General features: G+C 58.8%; 19 protein-coding genes. 12 read left to right on the top strand and 7 right to left on the bottom strand.

The genetic code is table 11. The annotated features are described in order from the left end of the window. Positions 1–290: 290 nt before the first annotated feature. On the bottom strand, positions 291–923 hold the full coding sequence (gene clpP, locus QE432_RS19040; RefSeq protein WP_003496491.1) for an ATP-dependent Clp endopeptidase proteolytic subunit ClpP: 633 nt from the start codon (positions 921–923) through the stop codon (positions 291–293). 455 nt (positions 924–1,378) lie between these two features. On the opposite strand from clpP, the gene QE432_RS19035 reads away from it, so the two are divergent. After that, positions 1,379–2,626 (top strand): GGDEF domain-containing protein, encoded by a 1,248-nt coding sequence (locus QE432_RS19035; RefSeq protein ID WP_306625306.1) that lies wholly within the window; start codon positions 1,379–1,381, stop codon positions 2,624–2,626. An 85-nt stretch (positions 2,627–2,711) separates the two neighbouring features. Next, positions 2,712–3,965: a cytochrome P450 gene (locus tag QE432_RS19030; protein WP_162706736.1), complete on the top strand. Its 1,254-nt coding sequence runs from the start codon at positions 2,712–2,714 to the stop codon at positions 3,963–3,965. Positions 3,966–4,023: 58 nt separating this feature from the next. Here the strand turns inward: QE432_RS19030 and QE432_RS19025 are convergent, their stop codons facing one another. From QE432_RS19025 to QE432_RS19010, 4 genes are all read right to left on the bottom strand, one after another. Continuing rightward, positions 4,024–4,392 (bottom strand): cupin domain-containing protein, encoded by a 369-nt coding sequence (locus QE432_RS19025; RefSeq protein WP_038490713.1) that lies wholly within the window; start codon positions 4,390–4,392, stop codon positions 4,024–4,026. A gap of 15 nt (positions 4,393–4,407) precedes the next feature. Next, a complete protein-coding gene (locus QE432_RS19020) occupies positions 4,408–5,691 on the bottom strand; it encodes an O-acetylhomoserine aminocarboxypropyltransferase (protein WP_035198148.1) in 1,284 nt (427 codons plus the stop codon). Positions 5,692–5,764: 73 nt separating this feature from the next. Further along, entirely contained in the window at positions 5,765–6,199 is a 435-nt protein-coding gene (locus tag QE432_RS19015; RefSeq protein ID WP_025593243.1) for a CoA-binding protein, read from the bottom strand. 497 nt (positions 6,200–6,696) lie between these two features. Beyond that, complete coding sequence (locus tag QE432_RS19010) at positions 6,697–6,843, bottom strand: hypothetical protein (protein ID WP_162163069.1); 147 nt, start codon at positions 6,841–6,843, stop codon at positions 6,697–6,699. Between the two features lie 239 nt (positions 6,844–7,082). Here QE432_RS19010 and QE432_RS19005 point away from each other — a divergent pair, with 239 nt between their 5' ends. The 6 genes from QE432_RS19005 to QE432_RS18980 all read left to right on the top strand — a co-directional run bounded on the left by QE432_RS19005 (position 7,083) and on the right by QE432_RS18980 (position 12,050). Next, complete coding sequence (locus tag QE432_RS19005) at positions 7,083–7,919, top strand: EamA family transporter (protein WP_306625304.1); 837 nt, start codon at positions 7,083–7,085, stop codon at positions 7,917–7,919. A 251-nt stretch (positions 7,920–8,170) separates the two neighbouring features. Further along, positions 8,171–8,635, top strand: a complete 465-nt coding sequence (gene rplM, locus QE432_RS19000; RefSeq protein WP_003512633.1) for a 50S ribosomal protein L13 — start codon at positions 8,171–8,173, stop codon at positions 8,633–8,635. A gap of 2 nt (positions 8,636–8,637) precedes the next feature. Beyond that, the gene (rpsI, locus tag QE432_RS18995) at positions 8,638–9,105 is read left to right on the top strand and encodes a 30S ribosomal protein S9 (protein WP_003512631.1); all 468 of its coding nucleotides are present in this window, start codon (positions 8,638–8,640) and stop codon (positions 9,103–9,105) included. Positions 9,106–9,236: 131 nt separating this feature from the next. Beyond that, positions 9,237–10,190: an agmatinase gene (speB, locus tag QE432_RS18990; RefSeq protein WP_003512629.1), complete on the top strand. Its 954-nt coding sequence runs from the start codon at positions 9,237–9,239 to the stop codon at positions 10,188–10,190. A gap of 71 nt (positions 10,191–10,261) precedes the next feature. Continuing rightward, on the top strand, positions 10,262–11,194 hold the full coding sequence (argC, locus tag QE432_RS18985) for an N-acetyl-gamma-glutamyl-phosphate reductase (RefSeq protein WP_019565461.1): 933 nt from the start codon (positions 10,262–10,264) through the stop codon (positions 11,192–11,194). Between the two features lie 10 nt (positions 11,195–11,204). Further along, entirely contained in the window at positions 11,205–12,050 is an 846-nt protein-coding gene (locus tag QE432_RS18980; RefSeq protein WP_111803642.1) for an aminoglycoside phosphotransferase family protein, read from the top strand. A gap of 6 nt (positions 12,051–12,056) precedes the next feature. Here the strand turns inward: QE432_RS18980 and QE432_RS18975 are convergent, their stop codons facing one another. After that, positions 12,057–13,175 (bottom strand): COX15/CtaA family protein, encoded by a 1,119-nt coding sequence (locus tag QE432_RS18975; RefSeq protein ID WP_065661568.1) that lies wholly within the window; start codon positions 13,173–13,175, stop codon positions 12,057–12,059. 227 nt (positions 13,176–13,402) lie between these two features. Here QE432_RS18975 and QE432_RS18970 point away from each other — a divergent pair, with 227 nt between their 5' ends. Together QE432_RS18970 and uppA are read left to right on the top strand one after the other, a co-directional pair. Continuing rightward, entirely contained in the window at positions 13,403–13,615 is a 213-nt protein-coding gene (locus QE432_RS18970) for a DUF2842 domain-containing protein (RefSeq protein ID WP_003512618.1), read from the top strand. Positions 13,616–13,713: 98 nt separating this feature from the next. Further along, a complete protein-coding gene (gene uppA, locus QE432_RS18965; protein WP_306625300.1) occupies positions 13,714–14,946 on the top strand; it encodes a polysaccharide biosynthesis GNAT family N-acetyltransferase UppA in 1,233 nt (410 codons plus the stop codon). A gap of 21 nt (positions 14,947–14,967) precedes the next feature. Here uppA and uppB read toward each other — a convergent pair whose 3' ends face one another. Continuing rightward, entirely contained in the window at positions 14,968–17,232 is a 2,265-nt protein-coding gene (uppB, locus tag QE432_RS18960; RefSeq protein WP_306625298.1) for a polysaccharide biosynthesis protein UppB, read from the bottom strand. A 209-nt stretch (positions 17,233–17,441) separates the two neighbouring features. On the opposite strand from uppB, the gene uppC reads away from it, so the two are divergent. Both uppC and uppD read left to right on the top strand, forming a co-directional pair. Beyond that, on the top strand, positions 17,442–18,014 hold the full coding sequence (uppC, locus tag QE432_RS18955) for a polysaccharide export protein UppC (RefSeq protein WP_003512614.1): 573 nt from the start codon (positions 17,442–17,444) through the stop codon (positions 18,012–18,014). A 17-nt stretch (positions 18,015–18,031) separates the two neighbouring features. Further along, positions 18,032–19,174, top strand: a complete 1,143-nt coding sequence (gene uppD / locus QE432_RS18950; protein ID WP_306625296.1) for a polysaccharide biosynthesis type 4 glycosyltransferase UppD — start codon at positions 18,032–18,034, stop codon at positions 19,172–19,174. Positions 19,175–19,386: the final 212 nt, after the last annotated feature.

The following is a 19,386-nucleotide window of genomic DNA, read 5'->3' as shown; positions in this document are numbered from 1 at the left end:
TCACTTTCCTTCCAGCACGCCGCAGGTCCGCCAAACGGATCGCGGTCAACTTACCGCCCGCCGATACGGCCGCCCTTGGGTGCATCGCCGTATCCGCCTCGTTTCCCGGGGTACTAACCGGTATCAGATACATGAGCTGACAACCGGCTGCAACGAATTCCCCATCAAACCAAAGGCCACGTCATAAAAATTCAACACAGCCTTTATATATACTAATATCGCTTTCTGTTGCGGTTGAAAGCCCCGAAATTACTTTGCGGGGTTAAACAACCGTCAAAAAGCGTCGCGCCTTAATTCGCGGCGGCGCCTTCCATTTCCTGGCGCGAGGTGAGGATCTTGTCGATCACACCCCAGTCCTTGGCCTCGTCGGCATCCATGAAGTGGTCGCGATCAAGGGTTTTTTCAACCTCTTCCAGCGTACGGCCGGTGTGCTTCACGTAGACTTCATTAAGGCGACGCTTCATTTTGATGATGTCGCGGGCGTGACGCTCGATATCCGAAGCCTGCCCCTGGAAGCCGCCGGAGGGCTGATGCACCATGATGCGGGCGTTCGGAGTTGCGAAACGCATTCCCTTTTCGCCAGCGGCCAGAAGCAGCGAGCCCATGGATGCGGCCTGGCCGACGCAAAGCGTCGAAACGGCAGGGCGGATGAACTGCATCGTATCGTAGATCGCCATGCCGGCGGTCACGACGCCACCCGGCGAATTGATGTAGAGCGCGATTTCCTTCTTCGGGTTTTCAGCCTCGAGGAAAAGCAGCTGCGCGCAGACGAGCGAGGCCATCTGGTCTTCCACCGGTCCGGTGAGGAAAATGATGCGTTCCTTGAGAAGACGGGAAAATATGTCATAGGAGCGTTCGCCGCGATTGGTCTGCTCTACGACCATCGGCACCAGAGCCATGGCGGTATCAACTGGATTTTTCATGTCCGTCCTTTGTCAAACTCTGCCCTTCGCGGAAAACCGCTCCGGAATCACTTCTAACCTTCGTTCTCCCTACATAGAGTGTCCCTGCCCGGTACTTCAAGACACGAAGCCGCATATCCTTAACGGCTCAACAGCGTTTACGGGCGTTTTCCACCCGCGGGGTAACGGCTATGGAGAAGCCGATGCCAGCCGAACCATTCTCTGTCGCCCGCATTATTTTTTAACAGGAGCAAACCGCAAACGCAAAAACCGGTGTGTTGCCCAGATATAACTTCTCACTGGCAAGAACTCGTTAGGTATTTGCGGCTGATACTACGACCGCGAATTTCCGGTTTCCCGTCAGGGGGCGGGAGCCTCTTTTGAGGCGAAATGGCATCTCCACCAATTCGGCGGGCATTGCGCACATCGTGCCGCGAACCGCTTTTACGGCATGATAGCGCAGATAGGATTTTGCAATGCTGGATGCAAAGACGGGCATGCTGCTTTGGGCGTCGGAAACGCTGACCCTTGCCCTGCTGCTGGGAACCCTGTGGCTGCACCGCCCTGCCCGCCGGCACAATATCTATTTCGCAGCCGGTTTCGCCGCCACGAGCGCCGGCACGGTGATGGTGGCGCTGCGCGGCGATATTCCCAACTTCCTGTCGATCGAAGTCGGCAATACGCTTGCCCTTTCGGCCTTCAGTTTCTGGCTCGCCGGTCTCCTGTCCTTCGAACAGCGCAAGACCGCCGGCTGGATCGCCATTCCGCCGCTGTTATGGGTGGCGGGCATGCTGATCGGCCCCGTACGCGAAAACATGGTCCCGCGCATCCTGCTCTATCACATCTGTGCCGCCACCGGTTATTTCATGCTGGCCGGCATTCTTCTGGCCAGCAAGGCACGCGCGTCATTCAGCCGCAAGGTGCTGGCGGCCACCTTCATCGTGCAGGCGTTTTGCGGGGCGCTCGTGGCGTCCATCGTCATTCCCGTCAACGCCGCCGCCCCCAACGCCATTCCGCTGACGGCAGCGCTCGCCTTTTCAGGCATTCTCGGCTTTACCATCATCGTCATGATGAGCGCCAAGATCATCATGGAAGACACGGAAACCCGCCTGCACCGGCTGGCCATGACCGACCACCTGACCGGCGTCCTCAACCGGCGAGGGCTGCTTGAAGAGTTCGAACACATCAAAAAAAGGTCGCCCGGCTCCAGCCGTTACGTGGCGCTGGCGCTATTTGACATCGACCATTTCAAGAAGATCAACGACAAATACGGCCATCAGTCGGGAGACGCGGTGCTTGTGCATTTTTGCAATATGGCGCAGCGGGTCATCGGTGAGCGCGGCCTGTTCGTCAGGATGGGCGGCGAAGAATTCGCGCTCGTCGCCGAAGTGGAAAGCCCCTCCAGCACCGTGACGCTTGCGGAAGCCATCCGCAGCAACCTGCGCCTTTCGAAGATCAGCGCACGCGGCGAAAACATCGAGGTCACGACCAGCGTCGGCATATCCGAAGCCATGATCAAGGATGCGGACCTGAGCGTGATGATGACGGAGGCCGACCGCGCGCTTTACGCGGCCAAGAAGGCCGGCCGCAACCGCACCGTGATCCACGTCAATTCAGCCAATGTTGTCGTCCCCTCTCCGGACCGGGACGAAAACCCGATGGACAACAATGCCAACCGGCAGGTTGCGGCGCTGAACCGGATAGCGGCCATCGCCAACCGGTGACAAAGTAACCGCACAGTGACATGCGGATAAACACATGGAACGGCATTTTCACGCCCTTCCCAAAGTGCGGCACGCGGAATAAACCATGGACATGACAGCGACATTTCCCTTTCTCAAAATCGATCCCGCCACGCGTCGTGTTTCACTCGATGCCCGCAATCCGGCTTTCTACAACGATCCGAACCCGGTCTATGCCGCCCTGCATGCCCAATGTCCCACTTTCTATTGGGAAGAACAGCGGCAGTGGTTTTTCACCGAATACGACCATGTCAGCGCCCTCCTGCGCGACCGCCGGTTCGGACGGCAGATCCTGCATGTTGCGAGCCGCGAGGAGATCGGTCTGGCCGAGCCGCTCGAGCATGTGAAGCATTTCGACGCCGCAGAGCAGCACTCGCTTCTGGAGCTGGAGCCGCCGGAACACACACGGCTGCGCACCCTCATCAACCGCGCTTTCGTGTCGCGGCATGTCGACAAGATGAAGCCGGAAATAGAGGAACTCGCCAACCGGCTGATCGACGCCTTCGAACGAAACGGCGAGACGGAACTGCTCTCTTCCTATGCCGATATCATCCCGGTCACGATGATCGCGCGCATGATCGGCATTCCCGAGGAAATGGGGCCGCAGCTTCTAAAATGGTCACATGCCTATGTCGGCATGTACATGTTCAAGCGCACGCCTGAGGACGAGCTTCTGGCCGACAGGGCAGCACATGAGTTTTCAGACTACGTGCGCAGTGTGATCGCGGAGCGCCGGGCGGAGCCGAAAGACGATCTGCTGAGCCACATGATCCATACGGAGCACAAGGGCCAGTATCTGACCGACGACGAGCTGATCTCGACCACCATCGTTCTGTTGAACGCCGGGCACGAGGCGACGGTGCACCAGATCGGCAATTCCGTGCGCATCATTCTGGAAAGCGGCATTGCGCCTGACACACTTTTCCACGACGAGACGGCAACGGAACGCACGGTGGAAGAAACGCTGCGTATCTGCGCGCCCGTCCATATTTTCCAGCGCTGGGTTCTGGAGCCGGTCGAGATCGATGGCGTGGAATTCAAACGCGGCGACAAGGTCAGCCTCATTCTGGCGGCAGCCAATCTCGATCCGGCCAAGTTTTCCGATCCCCTGGCATTCAGGCCGGACCGAAACGAAGGCGCCAACGTCTCCTTCGGCGCCGGCATCCATTTCTGCATTGGCGCGCCGCTGGCAAGACTGGAGCTGAACCTGGCCTTGCCTCTGCTTTTCAAGCGACTGCCGGGCCTGAAGATTGCCGAGCCACCCAGGGTCAAGGACGTCTATCACTTCCATGGTCTGGAACGGCTCGATCTCAGCTGGTGACAGCCACGCAGGGAACAACCTTTATCCCGGCGATGGACCAATAGAAATCGTCCGGCTCCTACAACCGGATGACATAATCCTTGCGGGTCGTTTCGACGACCTCCCAGGTTCCCTTGAAGCCCGGCCGCAGGACCAGCCTGTCGCCCGGTTTCAGGTCGCGCGGGGATCCGCCATCCTCCGTCAGGATCGAGTGACCCTCGAGGATGTTGAAATATTCCCATTCGTCATAGACCACCCGCCATTTGCCGGGTGTCGACTGCCAGATGCCGGCATAGATGCCACCGGGCGCTTCCTCCAGATTCCACGTGGTGAATTTGGGGTCGCCGGAAATCAGCCTTTCCGGTGCGGGTGCACTGTGCTCCACCTCCGCCTCGACATCACCGGCCGTAGCGGTTCGTGTATCTTCGAATGCGAGAAAATTCGTCATGACGACCCCGGTCTCTCAGAGCTTCGCAAGCGATTGTTCGAGATCGGCGATGATGTCCTTGACATCCTCGATGCCGATCGAGAGGCGCACCACATCCGGTCCGGCACCCGCCGCCGTCTGCTGTTCCGGTGTCAGCTGCGCATGTGTCGTGGAAGCCGGGTGGATGACGAGAGAGCGTGTATCGCCGATATTGGCGAGATGGGAGAAGAGTTGCAGACCTTCCACCAGCGCCTTGCCGGCGGCATAACCGCCCTTGATGCCGAAGGTGAAGACGGAACCAGCGCCCTTTGGCGAATAATGCTGCTGGATTGCGTAGTTGTCGCTGTCCTCCAGCCCGGCATAATGCACCCAGCCCACCTTGGGGTGCGCTTTCAGCCATTTGGCGACGGCCAGCGCATTATCGGAGTGGCGCTGAACGCGCAGCGGCAGGGTCTCTATGCCCGTGAGGATGAGGAAGGCATTGAAGGGCGAGATCGCAGGGCCGAGATCGCGTAAGCCAAGAACGCGGCAGGCAATCGCGAAGGCGAAATTGCCGAAGGTCTGGTGCAGCACGACGCCGGAATATTCTGGGCGGGGCTGCGACAGCGACGGATATTTATCCGTGGCCGACCAGTCGAAAGTGCCGCCATCGACGATGATGCCACCCATGGAATTGCCATGGCCGCCGAGGAATTTCGTCAACGAATGCAATACGATATCCGCGCCATGTTCCAGCGGCCGCAACAAATAGGGGCTTGCCATGGTGTTATCGACGATGAGCGGCAGGCCGTGACGATGGGCGACATCTGCAATCGCGGCGATATCCACGAATGTGCCGCCCGGGTTGGCGAGGCTTTCGATGAAGATGGCGCGTGTGCGGTCGTCGATCTGCCGTTCGAAACTGGCCGGATCAGCCGCATCGGCCCAGCGCACCTGCCAGTCGAAACCCTTGAAGGCGTGGCCGAACTGATTGATGGAGCCGCCATAAAGCTGGCGTGCCGCGACGAAATTGTCGCCGTGTTGCAGCAATGTGTGGAAGACCAGCAATTGCGCGGCGTGACCGGATGCAACGGCAAGTGCCGCCGTGCCGCCTTCAAGCGCTGCGACACGCTCCTCCAGAACCGCCTGGGTGGGGTTCATGATGCGCGTGTAGATATTGCCGAACTCTTTTAATCCGAACAGCGCGGCTGCGTGATCGGCGTCACGGAAGGCATAGGCCGTTGTCTGGTAGATCGGCGTCGCGCGCGCACCGGTGGTCGGATCGGGCTGTGCGCCCGCGTGCACGGCCAACGTTGAGAACCCGGGATTGCTGCTCGGCATGATGTTTCCTCCAATGATATTTTGGAGGGATCATAATGCCTTGCCGCCAAATGATAAGTCCAATCCGTACCAACTATCGCACAATATTGAGACGCGGATACTCAATTGCGGGGCAACGGTCCATCACCACGTTCATGCCGTAGGCCTCGGCCTTGGCCGCCGCATTGTCGTCTCTGACCGAAAGCTGGCCCCAGATCACCGATGGCCGCTGCGGCAGCAATATCGCCTCTTCGACAATTGCCGACAAATATTCCGGCGCCCGGAACACATCGACCATATCAACGGGTTCGGGAATGTCGGCAAGCCGCGCATACACCTTCTGCCCCAATATCTCCTTGCCCGCCTGACCGGGATTGACCGGAAACACGCGGTAACCCTTGGACAGCAGAAAGCGCATGACGCCGTGGCTCGGCCGATCCGGATTGGGAGAGGCGCCAAGCAGGGCGATGGTCCTGACATCCGTCAGAATTTTTCTGAGGTAATCCGGTTCATAGGTATCATGCTGCATGTCAACTTTTCCCTCTGCCATATCGCGCGGTTCAAGGACCTCATGCGCCGGCTCGACGCTCAATGGCCCAGCGAGAATTGCCTCTCCCACATAAATCCGCGGACGAGCTTTTCGCACCGCTTTTTTGCGGCCGCTTTCCTAGATCTAGGAACCCTCATCCTTCTCTTGAACCCCCGCCCGAATGAAAATATTGAACAAGCCGGACTCGTGGTGTCACGAAAGTACACCTAGTTTGCGCAAAATGATTTCACAAAAACACCTTAAGCGGCATTGTGCTGAGTATTTTTATCCAGTTTTTCAAAAGCATACATTTCGATGAATATTTGCTGAAACAACATTTGCGTGCATCTTATGCGCCCTTCGTCTCCTGTTTGTTTTCATTCCGTTCACCGATGCATTAGGCGTATCTAATTTTCAGAAAGTTATTCTGTAAATCAAGTTATAGGTAAAACTGTAACGTTGTAGCGAACCATTCAGTAATGAATTGAAACTTCTTTTCATTTTGAGCCTGCATGTGCTCGCTTGATTGATACAGTTTTATCTTCTGGATATGGGCAATTTTGAGCAGGAATAATCGCCGCAATCGGTCGCATTTTTGCGAAAAACACGTTCCACAGCAAAACCATAAGCTGTGCATCCGGCATCGGCGCGTATGTCCTGCTGATGAAATCGTGAGCACGGCCGCATATCGCCTCTCGCACAGTTGCCCACTCCATCCCGCAACACGCACAAACCCGAAACTTGACACGCGTCATAATCCGCAAAGAAGCAACCGCTTACGACAGGAGGATTTGCGTCTCCCACAGCCACCACGGAAAATGGATTCCGGTTTTCAAGCCGATGCTGTAGGTTGCCTGGAATAGCCCATGAGCGAGTCTCTATCGTGACATTTGACATTCTAATTCTGGTGCTTCTGGGCGCGATATTGCATGCCGGATGGAATGCGCTGGTAAAATCCGGGTCCGACAAGTCGCTGGACGCCTCGCTGATCGCGGCGGGCGCCGCAGCTTGTTCTTTACCCTTCCTGCCCGTCCTGCCGTTTCCCGCGCCGATGGCCATTCCCTTTCTCATCGCCTCGGCCGTTCTGCAATTTGCCTATTTCCGCCTAGTCGCCGCCGCCTATACGATCGGCGATATCGGCCTCGTCTATCCCGTCATGCGTGGCGTGGCGCCGCTGATCGTCGCAGCGACGAGCAGCCTTTTTCTCAGCGAGATTTTAAGCCCGCTCGCGCTTGCCGGGATTGCCATCATTTCCGGCGGCATCCTGACGCTTGCCTTCGAGGCGCGGCGCGGCGGCGGAAAGGCGATCATTGTCGCGCTCATCAACGCCTTCGTGATTGCCTCCTACACCTTCGTTGATGGTGTCGGCGCAAGGCTTTCCGGCAATGCGATTTCCTATACGCTGTGGATGTCACTTCTGCCGCCCGTCCTCCTCTTTGGTTTCGCCTTTTACCAGCGCGGCGTAAGCGCGGTTACGCAGCATGTGCGGCGAAACTGGTGGCGCGGCCTGATCGGCGGCGGCGGCTCCATCCTCTCCTACGGGCTGGCGCTCTACGCCATGACCAAGGCCCCCGTCGCCGTCGTCGCGGCGCTGCGCGAAACCTCAATTCTGTTTGCGCTGGTGATCTCCGTCGTCATCCTCAAAGAACGCGCCAGCGTCTGGCGTTATCTCGCTGGCGGCATCATCGCAGCGGGTGTTCTGGTCATGCGGCTGGGATGAAACAGGCAAATCCCTGGGGTAAAATAATACCACATAAACAAACCATTGTTTTTATTGATTTATTTTTACAGTCAGCAAAATCCGTCATATTGACGCTTCATCCAGCACACCGTATAAGCGCGCCAGATCGGATTCCAAAGGGAATATGGTCATTTGCGGTCGCCTTCGGGTGACCAAACCAAGCAACAAGAAACGCCCGTATGCTCTTACTTTAAAAGAGGATGACGGGTCCACGTTAGAAAGTGAAATCCATGTCTACTTTCGTTCAGAAGCCTGCTGAGGTGGAGAAGAAGTGGGTCATCATCGACGCCGAAGGCCTCGTTGTTGGTCGCCTCGCCACCATCATTGCAACCCGCCTGCGCGGCAAGCACAAGGCCACCTACACCCCCCACGTCGATGATGGCGACAACGTCATCGTCATCAACGCGGAAAAGATTGCCTTCACCGGCAACAAGTACGCCGACAAGAAGTACTACTGGCACACCGGTCACCCGGGTGGCATCAAGGAGCGTACGGCTCGCCAGATCATCGAAGGTCGCTTCCCGGAGCGCGTCGTTGAAAAGGCCGTCGAGCGCATGATCCCGCGCGGCCCGCTCGGCCGTCGTCAGATGAAGAACCTGCGCGTTTACGCCGGCTCGAACCACCCGCACGAAGCACAGCAGCCCGTCGTTCTCGACGTAGCCGTGCTCAACAAGAAGAACGTAAGGAGCGCCTGATAATGGCCGATCTTTCCTCTCTGAAAGACCTCGCCCCTGCATCGGAAGCTTCTGCTCCCGTGCACGTCCGCAAGGTTGACACTCTCGGCCGCTCCTACGCGACCGGCAAGCGCAAGAACGCCGTTGCCCGCGTATGGGTAAAGCCGGGTTCTGGCAAGATCATCATCAACGGCCGCGATTTCACCACGTATTTCGCACGTCCGGTTCTGCAGATGATCCTTCAGCAGCCGATCGTTGCCGTTGCACGCACGGGCCAGTTCGACATCATCGCTACCGTTGCCGGTGGTGGTCTGTCCGGTCAGGCCGGTGCCGTTCGTCACGGTCTGTCCAAGGCCCTCACCTACTTCGAACCGGGCCTGCGCGCCGTTCTGAAGAAGGGTGGCTTCCTGACCCGCGACAGCCGCGTTGTCGAACGTAAGAAGTACGGTAAGGCCAAGGCCCGCCGTTCGTTCCAGTTCTCCAAGCGCTAATCGCTTCCCGGAACCGTTCGTTCAAAACTTCGAAAAGGCGGGGCTTCGGCTCCGCCTTTTTTCAATACCATCCTCCTTGTTTTTTCGGCGAGAAGACAGCACCCTCAGCGCAAACCGCAATGGGGTGATCAATGCCATCAAAAACCATCGACCATGCCTTCACCGCAGCAACGCTGACATCGGCTGCGACCGACCCGACCCATGCGGGCGTCCTCTCCTTCATGCGGCGCAAATATACCAAGATCCTCAAGGGCGTATCGACGGCCGTCTGGGGTGTCCCCTTCGATGCGGCGACATCCAACAGGCCGGGTGCACGCTTCGGGCCGCAGGCGATCCGCCGCGCCTCCGCGATTTTCGACAACGACCCGCAATATCCCTTCGCCCGCGATCTTTTCGCCCATATGCCGACCATCGATTATGGCGACTGCCTGCTCGACTACGGCAATCACTGGAAAACGCCTGATACAATCGAAAAGGAAGCGCGCAAGATCATCTCCAAGACGGATTATCTGCTGACGCTTGGCGGCGACCATTTCATCACCTGGCCGCTGCTGAAGGCGCATGTGGCAAAGCACGGCCCGCTGGCGCTGGTGCATTTCGATGCGCATCAGGACACCTGGTTCGACGACGGCAAACGCATTGACCATGGTTCCTTCGTGGCACGCGCCGTGCGCGATGGTCTGATCGATGCCGATCGTTCCATCCAGATCGGCATTCGCACCCATGCGCCTGAGGATTTTGGCATCCGCATTCTCCACGGTTACGAGGTGGAGGAGATGCGGGCGAGCGACATCGCCTCGCTGATCATCAAGCACACGGCAGGCATGCCCACCTATCTGACCTTCGATATCGATTGCCTCGATCCAGCCTTCGCGCCCGGAACCGGTACGCCTGTGGCCGGTGGGCCGACAAGCGCCAAGATATTGTCCGTCCTTCGCGGACTCGGCCAGCTCGATATTCGCGGCTCCGATGTGGTGGAGGTCGCGCCCGCTTACGACCATGCTGATATCACTGCCATTGCCGGAGCGACCGTTGCGATGTATATGCTTGGCTTGCGCGCCGAACGGCTGGCGAAGGCCGGCTGAACCGACGCCCGGGCGCTTAGCAAACTGAATCCGATTACACTCGCAACCCTCTGAAAAGTCAGGACAAGGACATGACAGCGAAGATCTTCATCGATGGCGAACACGGCACAACGGGTCTGCAGATCCGCACGCGCCTTGCTGGTCGCCGCGATATCGAGTTGCTGTCCATTCCCGAAGCCGAGCGCCGCAACGCCGCTATCCGCGAGGACATGCTCAACAACGCCGACATTTCGATTCTCTGCCTGCCGGATGATGCTTCCAGAGAAGCTGTCACCATGGTGGCAGGCAACAACAATGTCCGCATCATCGACACCTCGACCGCCTATCGTATCCATAAGGACTGGGCTTACGGCTTTGCCGAAATGGACAAGGAACAGGGCGAAAAGGTTCGTTCCGCCCGCTTCGTCGCCAATCCGGGCTGCTACCCGACCGGCGCGATCGGCCTTCTTCGTCCGCTGCGCGCCGCCGGCATTCTGCCCGATGGTTATCCCGTCAGCGTCAACGCCGTGTCCGGATATACCGGCGGCGGCAAGCAGATGATCGCGCAGATGGAAGATCAGAGCAGGGACGATGCGATCAGTGCCAACAACTTCCTCTATGGCCTGACGCTTGCACACAAGCACGTGCCGGAAATGACCATTCACGGCCAGTTGGACCGCGCCCCGCTGTTTGCACCCTCCGTCGGGCGCTTCCCGCAGGGCATGATCGTGCAGGTTCCGCTGTTTGCCGCCGACCTCAAGGACGGCGCGACCATCGAGACCGTGCATGCCGCGCTCACCGCCCATTATGCCGGACAGGACATAGTCAGCGTCGTTCCACTTGCCGAAAGCAAGGGGCTGTCCCGCATCGATGCCGAGGAACTGGCGGGCAAGGACACGATGAAGCTGTTCGTCTTCGGCACGCCGGGCGGCGAACACATCAATCTCGTCGCGCTGCTCGACAATCTCGGCAAGGGCGCATCGGGTGCGGCTGTCCAGAACATGGAGCTGATGCTCTCGGCATGAGGCTTTTTGCGTGAGCCGAGCTATCCCCTTTTTTCCGGCCTCGTGGAATATCGAGGCCGCAAAACAGATTGCCGATACGCCGGCCGGGGTGGTTTACGAAGTCAGACTTGGCAATGGTTCCCTTGCCATCGCCAAGGTACTTAAACACAAGGTTCTGAAGGACAGCCTTCGCGGGGCGGATTTCATCGAATGGCGGGCGGGTGTCGGCTGCGTGAAGCTGCTCGATCGCTCCGACGACATATTGCTCATGGAACATGCCGGCAATGAGACATTGCGCGACGTGCTTTTCCGCGACGGCGACGATGATGCCACGACCGCAATCGCCGCCGATGTTCTCCTTCACTATCACCAGCCTTCAACGCAGACGCCACCAGCAAGCCTGCTGACGCTGCCGCAATATTTCGAAAGTCTGTTCCGTAAAGCCGAGCACGATCGCAGCGAAGGCACCGACAGCCCCTACATCGAAGCCGCTTCGCTTGCCGAGGAGCTTATCGGGCACCAAAGCAATATTCGACCGCTGCACGGCGATCTGCATCACGAAAACATCATGCGCAGTGCGCGTGGCTGGATCATCATCGACCCGGCAGGCCTGATCGGCGATGCAGCACTCGACGTCGCCAACATGTTCTCCAATCCACTCGACCGCTTCGATCTGACACGCAGCGAGGCACGCATCGCCTCCATGGCGTCGATTTTTGCGAAAGCGCTCAAACGGGACGAACGGGTGCTTCTGCAATATGCGTTCGCCTACGGCTGCCTTTCGGCGGCATGGCACGAGGAAGATGGCAACACGCGCGAACGCGACGACGAACTGGCCGTCGCGACAACCATCAAGTCTGTCCTGAAGCAATTTTAATGGTTTTCAGTCCCTGATCTCAACCGCGACAGGTGCCGGGTATTCGCCGAGGAAGCCTCGCCAATGGGCGACTGCAAAACCAAGCACCAGCAGCGCCATGCCCTGATGGGCGAGCGCCACATGAATATCCACATGCATCAGAAGCGTGGTGATGCCGAGCGCCGCCTGAATGGAGATCAACACGAAGAACAGTACGGCGCGGCGGGCATGCGGCGTGCCGGGCAAGGCGCGAGCCAAGGACACCATATGCCACAGCGTGGCGGCAAACAGCGTATAGGCGCCGAGGCGGTGGACGAACTGCACCGTCTTCGGGTTTTCGAACAAGTTGATCCACCAGGGCTGTTGCAGGAAAAGATCGCCGGGCACCAGGGAGCCGTCCATCAGCGGCCACGTGTTGTAGGACAGGCCGGCATTCAGCCCCGCCACCAGCGCGCCGAGATAAATCTGGAACAGACAGAGGAAGGTCAGCAGCGCGGCAAAACGGCGGCCGGTCGTTTCATTGGCAGCATCGGCCGAATGGTGCGACAGGCCGCGCAATATCCACATGCAGCCCGCAAAGATCAGGCACGCGATCGTCAGATGCGTTGCCAGGCGATATTGCGAGACATCCGTACGGTTGACGAGGCCGGAAGACACCATCCACCAGCCGACGAAGCCCTGAAAGCCGCCAAGTCCCAGAAGGCCGATGAGCGGCAGGCGCAAGCGCCTTTCGATGCGGCCGGTCAGCCAGAAGAAGGCGAGCGGCAGGGCGAAGATGAGACCGATGGCGCGGGCAAGCAGTCGATGCGCCCACTCCCACCAGAAGATCGTCTTGAACTCATCGAGCGACATGCCCCGGTTGATTTCCTGATATTGGGGAATACGCTTGTAGAGCTGGAATTCCTCTTCCCATTCGGCAACTGAAAGCGGCGGAATGGCGCCGTGGATGGGCTTCCATTCGGTAATTGACAGGCCAGACTCGGTCAGCCGCGTGGCGCCGCCGACAAGCACGAGACAGAACAGCGTGAAGAGAACGACGCGCAGCCAGATGCGCAGCAGGCGGCGATCCTTCTCCTGTTTCTGCAGGGCAGCCTCCACCACCATTTCCGCAGAACCATTTGCCATCGTCATGCCGCTCGAACGCATCTTTGAGGTCTCCATCATACAGTCATGTTGATTAGCCCCAACCGGCACCACAAAACAAGGCCTCAGGGTTTGCGGCATCCGGTCGCGGCGGTATAGTTGCGCCAGACACTAGATCGTCCTGTCTCTGCTTCGAATCACCAAGACGATCTAGATTTTTTGTTTTACGCATGTCTTTTCCCCAAAACCGATGACACTTTTGGGATACATGCTCGGTTACGGAAGATTTCATGCACCCTCGCCTCAGATCGCTCATCGGCACCATCGTCATCATCTGCCTCGTCGTCATCTACGCCGTAGCGGCGACGGCCATCGCGTCGGCGACGCTGGCGCAATCTCCATGGTGGGTGCATCTTGCCTACTTCGTGCTGAGTGGGCTTTTGTGGATACTGCCCGCCATGCTGGTCATCAAATGGATGGCCGGCTCCAAAAAACAGGAATAGGCACCTGCCTTCTACGGGACATCCAGAGGTCGCAATTTTATAAACCTCTTGTTTGCCGCTCAACGATATAGTCTCACCGAAACAACCGGAGAGCGTGGATGGCGGCTGAAGCGCCGGTCATAGTCAGCGAGGGTGAAGGACCAGCCGCCGTGCAAAACGAGCGGAGGGGCGCCGATCGCCTGGCTATCGATCTCGTCGACGATGCCTCCACTATCCGCGCCGACTGGGAACAGCTGGAGAGCGACCCGCTCAATTCGCTGCATCAGGGTTACGGCTGGTGCTCCATCTGGGCGCAAACGCAGGACAGACCCCTCCTCATCATTCGCGGCAGGCAAAGCGGAAAGACCGTGTTCCTGCTGCCGCTCGAAATCGTTCTGGAAGGCGGCATCCGCAAGGCACGTTTTCCCGGCGGCCGTTTCAACAATATCAATACCGGGCTTTTCGACCGGTCCTTCGCCGAAGCAGCCAACCACAAAACGGCGGCAGCCGTTGCCCGCGAAGCGCGAAAGCTGCTGCGTGGCCAGGCGGATATCCTGGCCTTGCAGAACATACCGCTGATCTGGCGCGGCAGGACCAACCCGCTCTCGCATCTGGCATCAGTCGAAAACCAGAACCCGGCCTTCCAGATTCCCTTACTGGCAAATTTTGAGAGCACGCTTCAGCAGATCAACGCCAAGAGGCGCCGGAAGAAATTCCGCATCCAGAGCCGGAGAGCCGAGGAAATGGGTGGTTACAGCCATGTGATCGCCCATTCGCCACAGGAAAAGTGCGAATTATTGCAGACGTTTTTCCGACAGAAGGCAGCCCGGTTCGCATCGCAGGGCATTCCGGATGTTTTTCGCGATCAATCGGTAAAAGACTTTTTCTATGACCTCGCAAATTTTCCGGAGATCGGCACAGACAGTCTTCTGGAAATACACGCCATTCGTCTGCATGGTCAAAATGAAGGTTTCATCGCTGCCATATCCGGCCTTTCCCGCAAGCAGGATCACATCATCTGCCAGTTCGGTTCTATCGATGAGACCTTCGCGGAAATCAGCCCCGGTGAGCTGCTGTTCTGGCTGATGATCGAACGGGCTTGCAGTGAAAATGCGGCGATCTTCGATTTCGGCGTCGGTGACCAGCCCTACAAGCGCAGCTGGTGTCCGCTTTTCACCGTGCAGCATGATATTTTCCTGCCGGTGACGTTGAAGGGCCGGGCGGCGGCCTCTGCCTATGTTGCCATTGCCCGGACAAAGAGCCTGATCAAATCCAATCCGGCACTCTATGCGTTCATTCAGCGTTTCCGCGCCGGTCGGCCGAGCATGGACGCAACGCCCGCTGCCGACTGACCGGTTATCGGCCGCAGCATCTCAGGCGGCGCTCAGACGGTCCGGTTTGCGCATGCCGGTCATCGGCAATGCCTGCTCGTAGCCGTGGGCAACCAGTTCTCCGAGGGTCTTTTCCAGCAATTCGCTATCATTACCGGGAACGGACACGACGATTTCCGCCGGCAGATTGCGCAGCATTTTCTCAAGGCTCGATATCTGCACCGCGCCGCATTCCACCAGAACCGTGTCATAGGCGTCGGAAAGCGCGCTGAGGATCATCGTCAGCCGGTCGATGGCGCGCATGGCCTCACGCGGCTGCGCATTGCCGCGCGGCACGATATGGGCATCGGAAAGCCGGTCGCCGTGAATGGTTTCGCCAAAGGCGGCGGCACCCGCCAAAAGGTCCATGACGCCCGGCAGTCCGGTCTCAGGCGCCATCAGGCGCGTTGGACAGGCCGACGCCGTCATATCGACGAGAACGACCGAACGGCCCATTTCGGACAGGGCGCGCGCCAGCATGACGGTGGTGGTCGAACCGCTGTCGCCAGCTGGAGACACGACCGCTGCGACGGATTTCGCAAGACGGGTGGCGAGGAAAGATGCGACGGAGTCGATCGAGAAATTGTCGGCGTTGTCGATCTCTTCTTCCGCAGCGTCCACTTTCGCAGCCGCGGCGTCTGCAACCGGCAGCGCCGATTTGGCAGCAACGGCTGCGACCGGTATCTGCGCTTCCTGTTCGACAATGGACTGGCGGGCAGCGGCAGGCATGGAACGAACCGCAGGCGGCGCATCCTCTTCACGTGCTGGAAGCGGTTGCTCCGGCGTAACCGGTGTCTCATCCGTGTCAGCACGCGCTCTCGCGGGCGGTGGTGGATCGGTTAGCGGCGGGACATGGGTCTTGCCAACCGGCTTCAACGCCCGCCCGGTGAACAGTTCCACGAGCATGACGACGATGCAGGAGAGAAGGAAGGCCGCCAGCGTGACGACGATGGTGATGGCGCCGGTCTTCGGGAAATAGGGTTCGCGCGGCTCCACTGCAGTTGAAATCACGCGGGCATCGGCGGGCGTGGATTCGGCTGAACCGGCGCGCGACGTCGCCTCGCGGTAACGGGCGAGATAGGTTTCAAGAAGCTGGCGCTGAGCCGAGGCCTCGCGCTCCAGGTCGTTGAGGCCAACCTGCTGCTCACCGGCGCGTACACTTTCCGTTTTCAGCACGTTCAACTGCTGAACCAGTTGCCGCTCCCGCAGGCGGGACACATTGGCCTCGTTTTCGAGACTTGCGAGCACCTTGCGGGTCTCTTCCTGAATCTGCCGTTGTATGCCGTCAATTTGGCTGCGCAGCGCCTTGATACGCGGATGGCCTTCCAGCAGCGAGGAAGACAGATCGGAAATCTGGCTGCGCATGGCAGCCTCGCTTTCCTTCAGTCTCTGTATCATCGGCGAGGCGACGACGTCGGGGAAAGTATCGAGTGGGCGGCCGCTCGAAAGCGCGTTGCGCACGCCTTCTGCCCGCGCCTCCGCATTCGCCCGCTCGCCGCGGATACGGCCAAGTTCGGTCGAGATATCACTGAGTTGTCGGGTGGCGAGCGTTTCGCCCTGCCCTGCCGACAGAATATCGGACGAGGCGCGGTAATCCGCGACCTTCCTGTCCGCATCGCGAACCTTCTCACGCAGACTGGCGATTTCCGGCTCCAGCCAGCGTGCCGCCTCCGTGCTTGTGTCCAGTTTCGCGCCGCTTTGCAGCGCGATATAGGCCTTCATCATCGCGTTGGGGACTGCTGCCGCAAGCATGGGGTCCTCGGACGAGAACTCGACCGTGATGACGCGCGAGCTTTCGACCTGGTAGACCTGCAACCTCTCCTGGAACGCCTTCAGTATCCGTTCCTCTGGCGGCACCTGCTGCGGATCTTTCTTGACGCCGACAGCAACCAGCAGCTTCGAGACGAGAGAAGGACGCGCCGCCGGGTCAAGCTCCTGCCGCTCATAAAGCTTCATATCTTTCGCGACCTGCTTGATGAGGTCAACCGATTGCAGGATCTGCACCTGGCTGGAGATGGTCAATTCATCGAGCACGGGTTCGGCGGGCGCATTCGACTGCTGCGACGCACCGAAGGAGGCCGCGCGCGATTCGATGAGGACGCGCGCCTCGCCCTTGTAAGCGGGCGACATCATGCTTGCGACAACGAAGGCGGCGCCCCCGGCAAGCAGCGTGATCGCCGCTATCCTGCCCTTGCGCTGCCATATGGCAGCGACGAGCCGCGCGAGATCGATATCCACATCCCTGTCATCAATGCGATCGCCGTTCATACGGGCTCCGTAACCGAGATACACCTCGGGCGCTCAAATATAGAGGCCAATTTTCGCGAAGTTTAAGTCTTTCCGGTAACACAACAGTTAATTGTGACGAAGCCCACGAAATAAAGCCGATATTACCATCCTTACGACTGGCTGTTTACCGCCCATTAACCCTAACAGAACGATAAGAATGCTCATAGTTCGACTCGGAGCCAGATGAGATGCCGCTCGCCGGATCACGACATGTCACCGCACTGACGCTTGCCGTTCTAACGGCCCTTTCCGGTTGCGCGGCATATCAACCTGCGCCCAAGGCGTTTCACGAGGGCGCCCTGCAGCCCTATCATGTCGATAGCGGTGACAGGCTGCGCATCAACGTGTTCGAACAGACCGGGCTGACAAATACCTATACTGTCGATCAGGCCGGTTATGTCGCCTTCCCGCTTGTCGGTCAGGTTCCCGCCCGAGGCAAGACGCTGCCGCAGCTCGAAGCCGCCATTGCCGCCAAGTTGCGTCAGGGTTATCTGCGCGATCCCGATGTGACGATCGAGATCGATCGTTATCGCCCCGTCTTCATCATGGGCGAAGTCGGCCGTCCCGGCCAATATTCCTACGTGCCGGGCATGACGGCGCAGAACGCCATCGCCATCGCCGGCGGCTTCACGCCACGCGCCAATCAGGCCGATGTCGATATCACCCGCAAGATCAATACCGAGGTGATGACCGGCAGGATCGGGATCACCGCACCAATTCTTGCGGGCGATACGGTCTATGTGCGTGAACGCTTCTTCTGAAAAACGGAGCGGCTGACATGGCGGATGACGGTCCTCCCCTGCGCATCATTCACTGTTTCCGCTCTCCCGTCGGTGGCGTGTTCCGCCATGTCCGCGACCTGATCGAAGAACACGTCAAGCAGGGCCACAAGGTCGGCATCGTCTGTGACAGCTCGACCGGCGGCGCGCATGAGGAACGGCTTTTCGCGCAGATCGCCCCGATGCTGGAGCTGGGGTTGACCCGCCTGCCGATCAAGCGCTCGATCAGCCCCGGTGACCTGTGGGCGCTCGTTAAGTCCTACAACCATATCAAAAGTTTGCGGCCGGATATTTTGCATGGGCACAGCGCCAAGGGTGGCGCTCTGGCCCGGCTGATCGGCTCACTGTTGCGGGTGAACAAGTATCGCGTAGCCCGCCTCTATTCGCCGCACGGCGGCAGCCTGCATTACGATCGCAAAAGCCTTAAAGGGCAGCTGTTCCTGCGTATCGAGCGGTTTCAGGAGCATTTCACGGACGCCCTGTGTTTCGTTTGCAATTTCGAACAGGAAACCTACGAAAACAAGGTCGGCAAACCACGCACCCGCACGGCGATGATCTATAACGGCGTGCAGGAAAGCGAGTTTGAAACCGTGCCCGCCCGCGAAGTGGCAGCGCGCTTTCTCTATATCGGCATGCTGCGTGACCTGAAGGGCCCCGACATCTTCATCAAGGCATTCGCCAAGATGGAACGCAGCATCGGCCAGCCCATGTCCGGCGTCATTGTGGGCGATGGGCCGGACAGGGACAAATATGCTGATATGATCGTCAAGGCCGGACTTTCGCAGCGCATTTCCATGCACGCCGCCATGCCAGCGAGACAGGCGTTCGCGCTAGCGACGACTGTTGTCGTCCCCTCACGCGCCGAGGCGATGCCTTACATCGTGCTGGAAGCGCTTGCTGCGGGCAAAACCGTCATCGCCTCGCATGTTGGAGGCATAGCTGAGGTTCTGGGAGAAGACAGCGAGGCGCTCGTTCCGGCTGGAGACGCTGATGCGCTGGCAAAGATAATGGTCAAGGATGCAGAGAGCCCGGACTGGGGAAAACGGGTGATGCCCCGCCCCGACAGCTTCAAGGCGAAATTTTCAACGCCTGTCATGGCCGACGACATGATGAAGCTCTATCGTCACCTGCTTTCGCTGTAGAAACATTTCAAAAACACGATTTTTAATTGTATATTCCGCCGTCCTGTAGAAACTCATCATAAACGTTTCTTAGCATGTTTCGGCTAGTTTCCTGCTCGTAGAGCGCACGTATCCGCACGGATGCGAAAACTGTGCTCTACCACTTTGAAGTTGCGCATCGTTCCCTTCGAAAATCGATTCCGATTTTCGGGCCGATGGGCTGGAGGGTGCGG

Source organism: Agrobacterium sp. SORGH_AS_0745, from assembly GCF_030818995.1.
Lineage (GTDB): Bacteria > Pseudomonadota > Alphaproteobacteria > Rhizobiales > Rhizobiaceae > Agrobacterium > Agrobacterium tumefaciens.
The sequence above is the reverse complement of the archived record's forward strand: the minus strand, read 5'-3'. Positions and strand labels throughout refer to the sequence as shown.

Excerpts from the sequence above, each read along its gene's own strand:
- QE432_RS19010 (WP_162163069.1), bottom strand. The coding sequence starts at position 6,843 with ATGCCGGATGCACAGCTTATGGTTTTGCTGTGGAACGTGTTTTTCGCA.
- uppB (WP_306625298.1), bottom strand. The coding sequence starts at position 17,232 with ATGAACGGCGATCGCATTGATGACAGGGATGTGGATATCGATCTCGCG.
- clpP (WP_003496491.1), bottom strand. The coding sequence starts at position 923 with ATGAAAAATCCAGTTGATACCGCCATGGCTCTGGTGCCGATGGTCGTA.
- uppA (WP_306625300.1), top strand. The coding sequence starts at position 13,714 with ATGGCGGCTGAAGCGCCGGTCATAGTCAGCGAGGGTGAAGGACCAGCC.
- QE432_RS19020 (WP_035198148.1), bottom strand. The coding sequence starts at position 5,691 with ATGCCGAGCAGCAATCCCGGGTTCTCAACGTTGGCCGTGCACGCGGGC.
- uppD (WP_306625296.1), top strand. The coding sequence starts at position 18,032 with ATGGCGGATGACGGTCCTCCCCTGCGCATCATTCACTGTTTCCGCTCT.
- QE432_RS18975 (WP_065661568.1), bottom strand. The coding sequence starts at position 13,175 with ATGCGTTCGAGCGGCATGACGATGGCAAATGGTTCTGCGGAAATGGTG.
- rplM (WP_003512633.1), top strand. The coding sequence starts at position 8,171 with ATGTCTACTTTCGTTCAGAAGCCTGCTGAGGTGGAGAAGAAGTGGGTC.
- uppC (WP_003512614.1), top strand. The coding sequence starts at position 17,442 with ATGCCGCTCGCCGGATCACGACATGTCACCGCACTGACGCTTGCCGTT.
- QE432_RS19025 (WP_038490713.1), bottom strand. The coding sequence starts at position 4,392 with ATGACGAATTTTCTCGCATTCGAAGATACACGAACCGCTACGGCCGGT.
- argC (WP_019565461.1), top strand. The coding sequence starts at position 10,262 with ATGACAGCGAAGATCTTCATCGATGGCGAACACGGCACAACGGGTCTG.
- QE432_RS19035 (WP_306625306.1), top strand. The coding sequence starts at position 1,379 with ATGCTGGATGCAAAGACGGGCATGCTGCTTTGGGCGTCGGAAACGCTG.
- speB (WP_003512629.1), top strand. The coding sequence starts at position 9,237 with ATGCCATCAAAAACCATCGACCATGCCTTCACCGCAGCAACGCTGACA.
- QE432_RS19015 (WP_025593243.1), bottom strand. The coding sequence starts at position 6,199 with ATGCAGCATGATACCTATGAACCGGATTACCTCAGAAAAATTCTGACG.
- rpsI (WP_003512631.1), top strand. The coding sequence starts at position 8,638 with ATGGCCGATCTTTCCTCTCTGAAAGACCTCGCCCCTGCATCGGAAGCT.
- QE432_RS19030 (WP_162706736.1), top strand. The coding sequence starts at position 2,712 with ATGGACATGACAGCGACATTTCCCTTTCTCAAAATCGATCCCGCCACG.
- QE432_RS18970 (WP_003512618.1), top strand. The coding sequence starts at position 13,403 with ATGCACCCTCGCCTCAGATCGCTCATCGGCACCATCGTCATCATCTGC.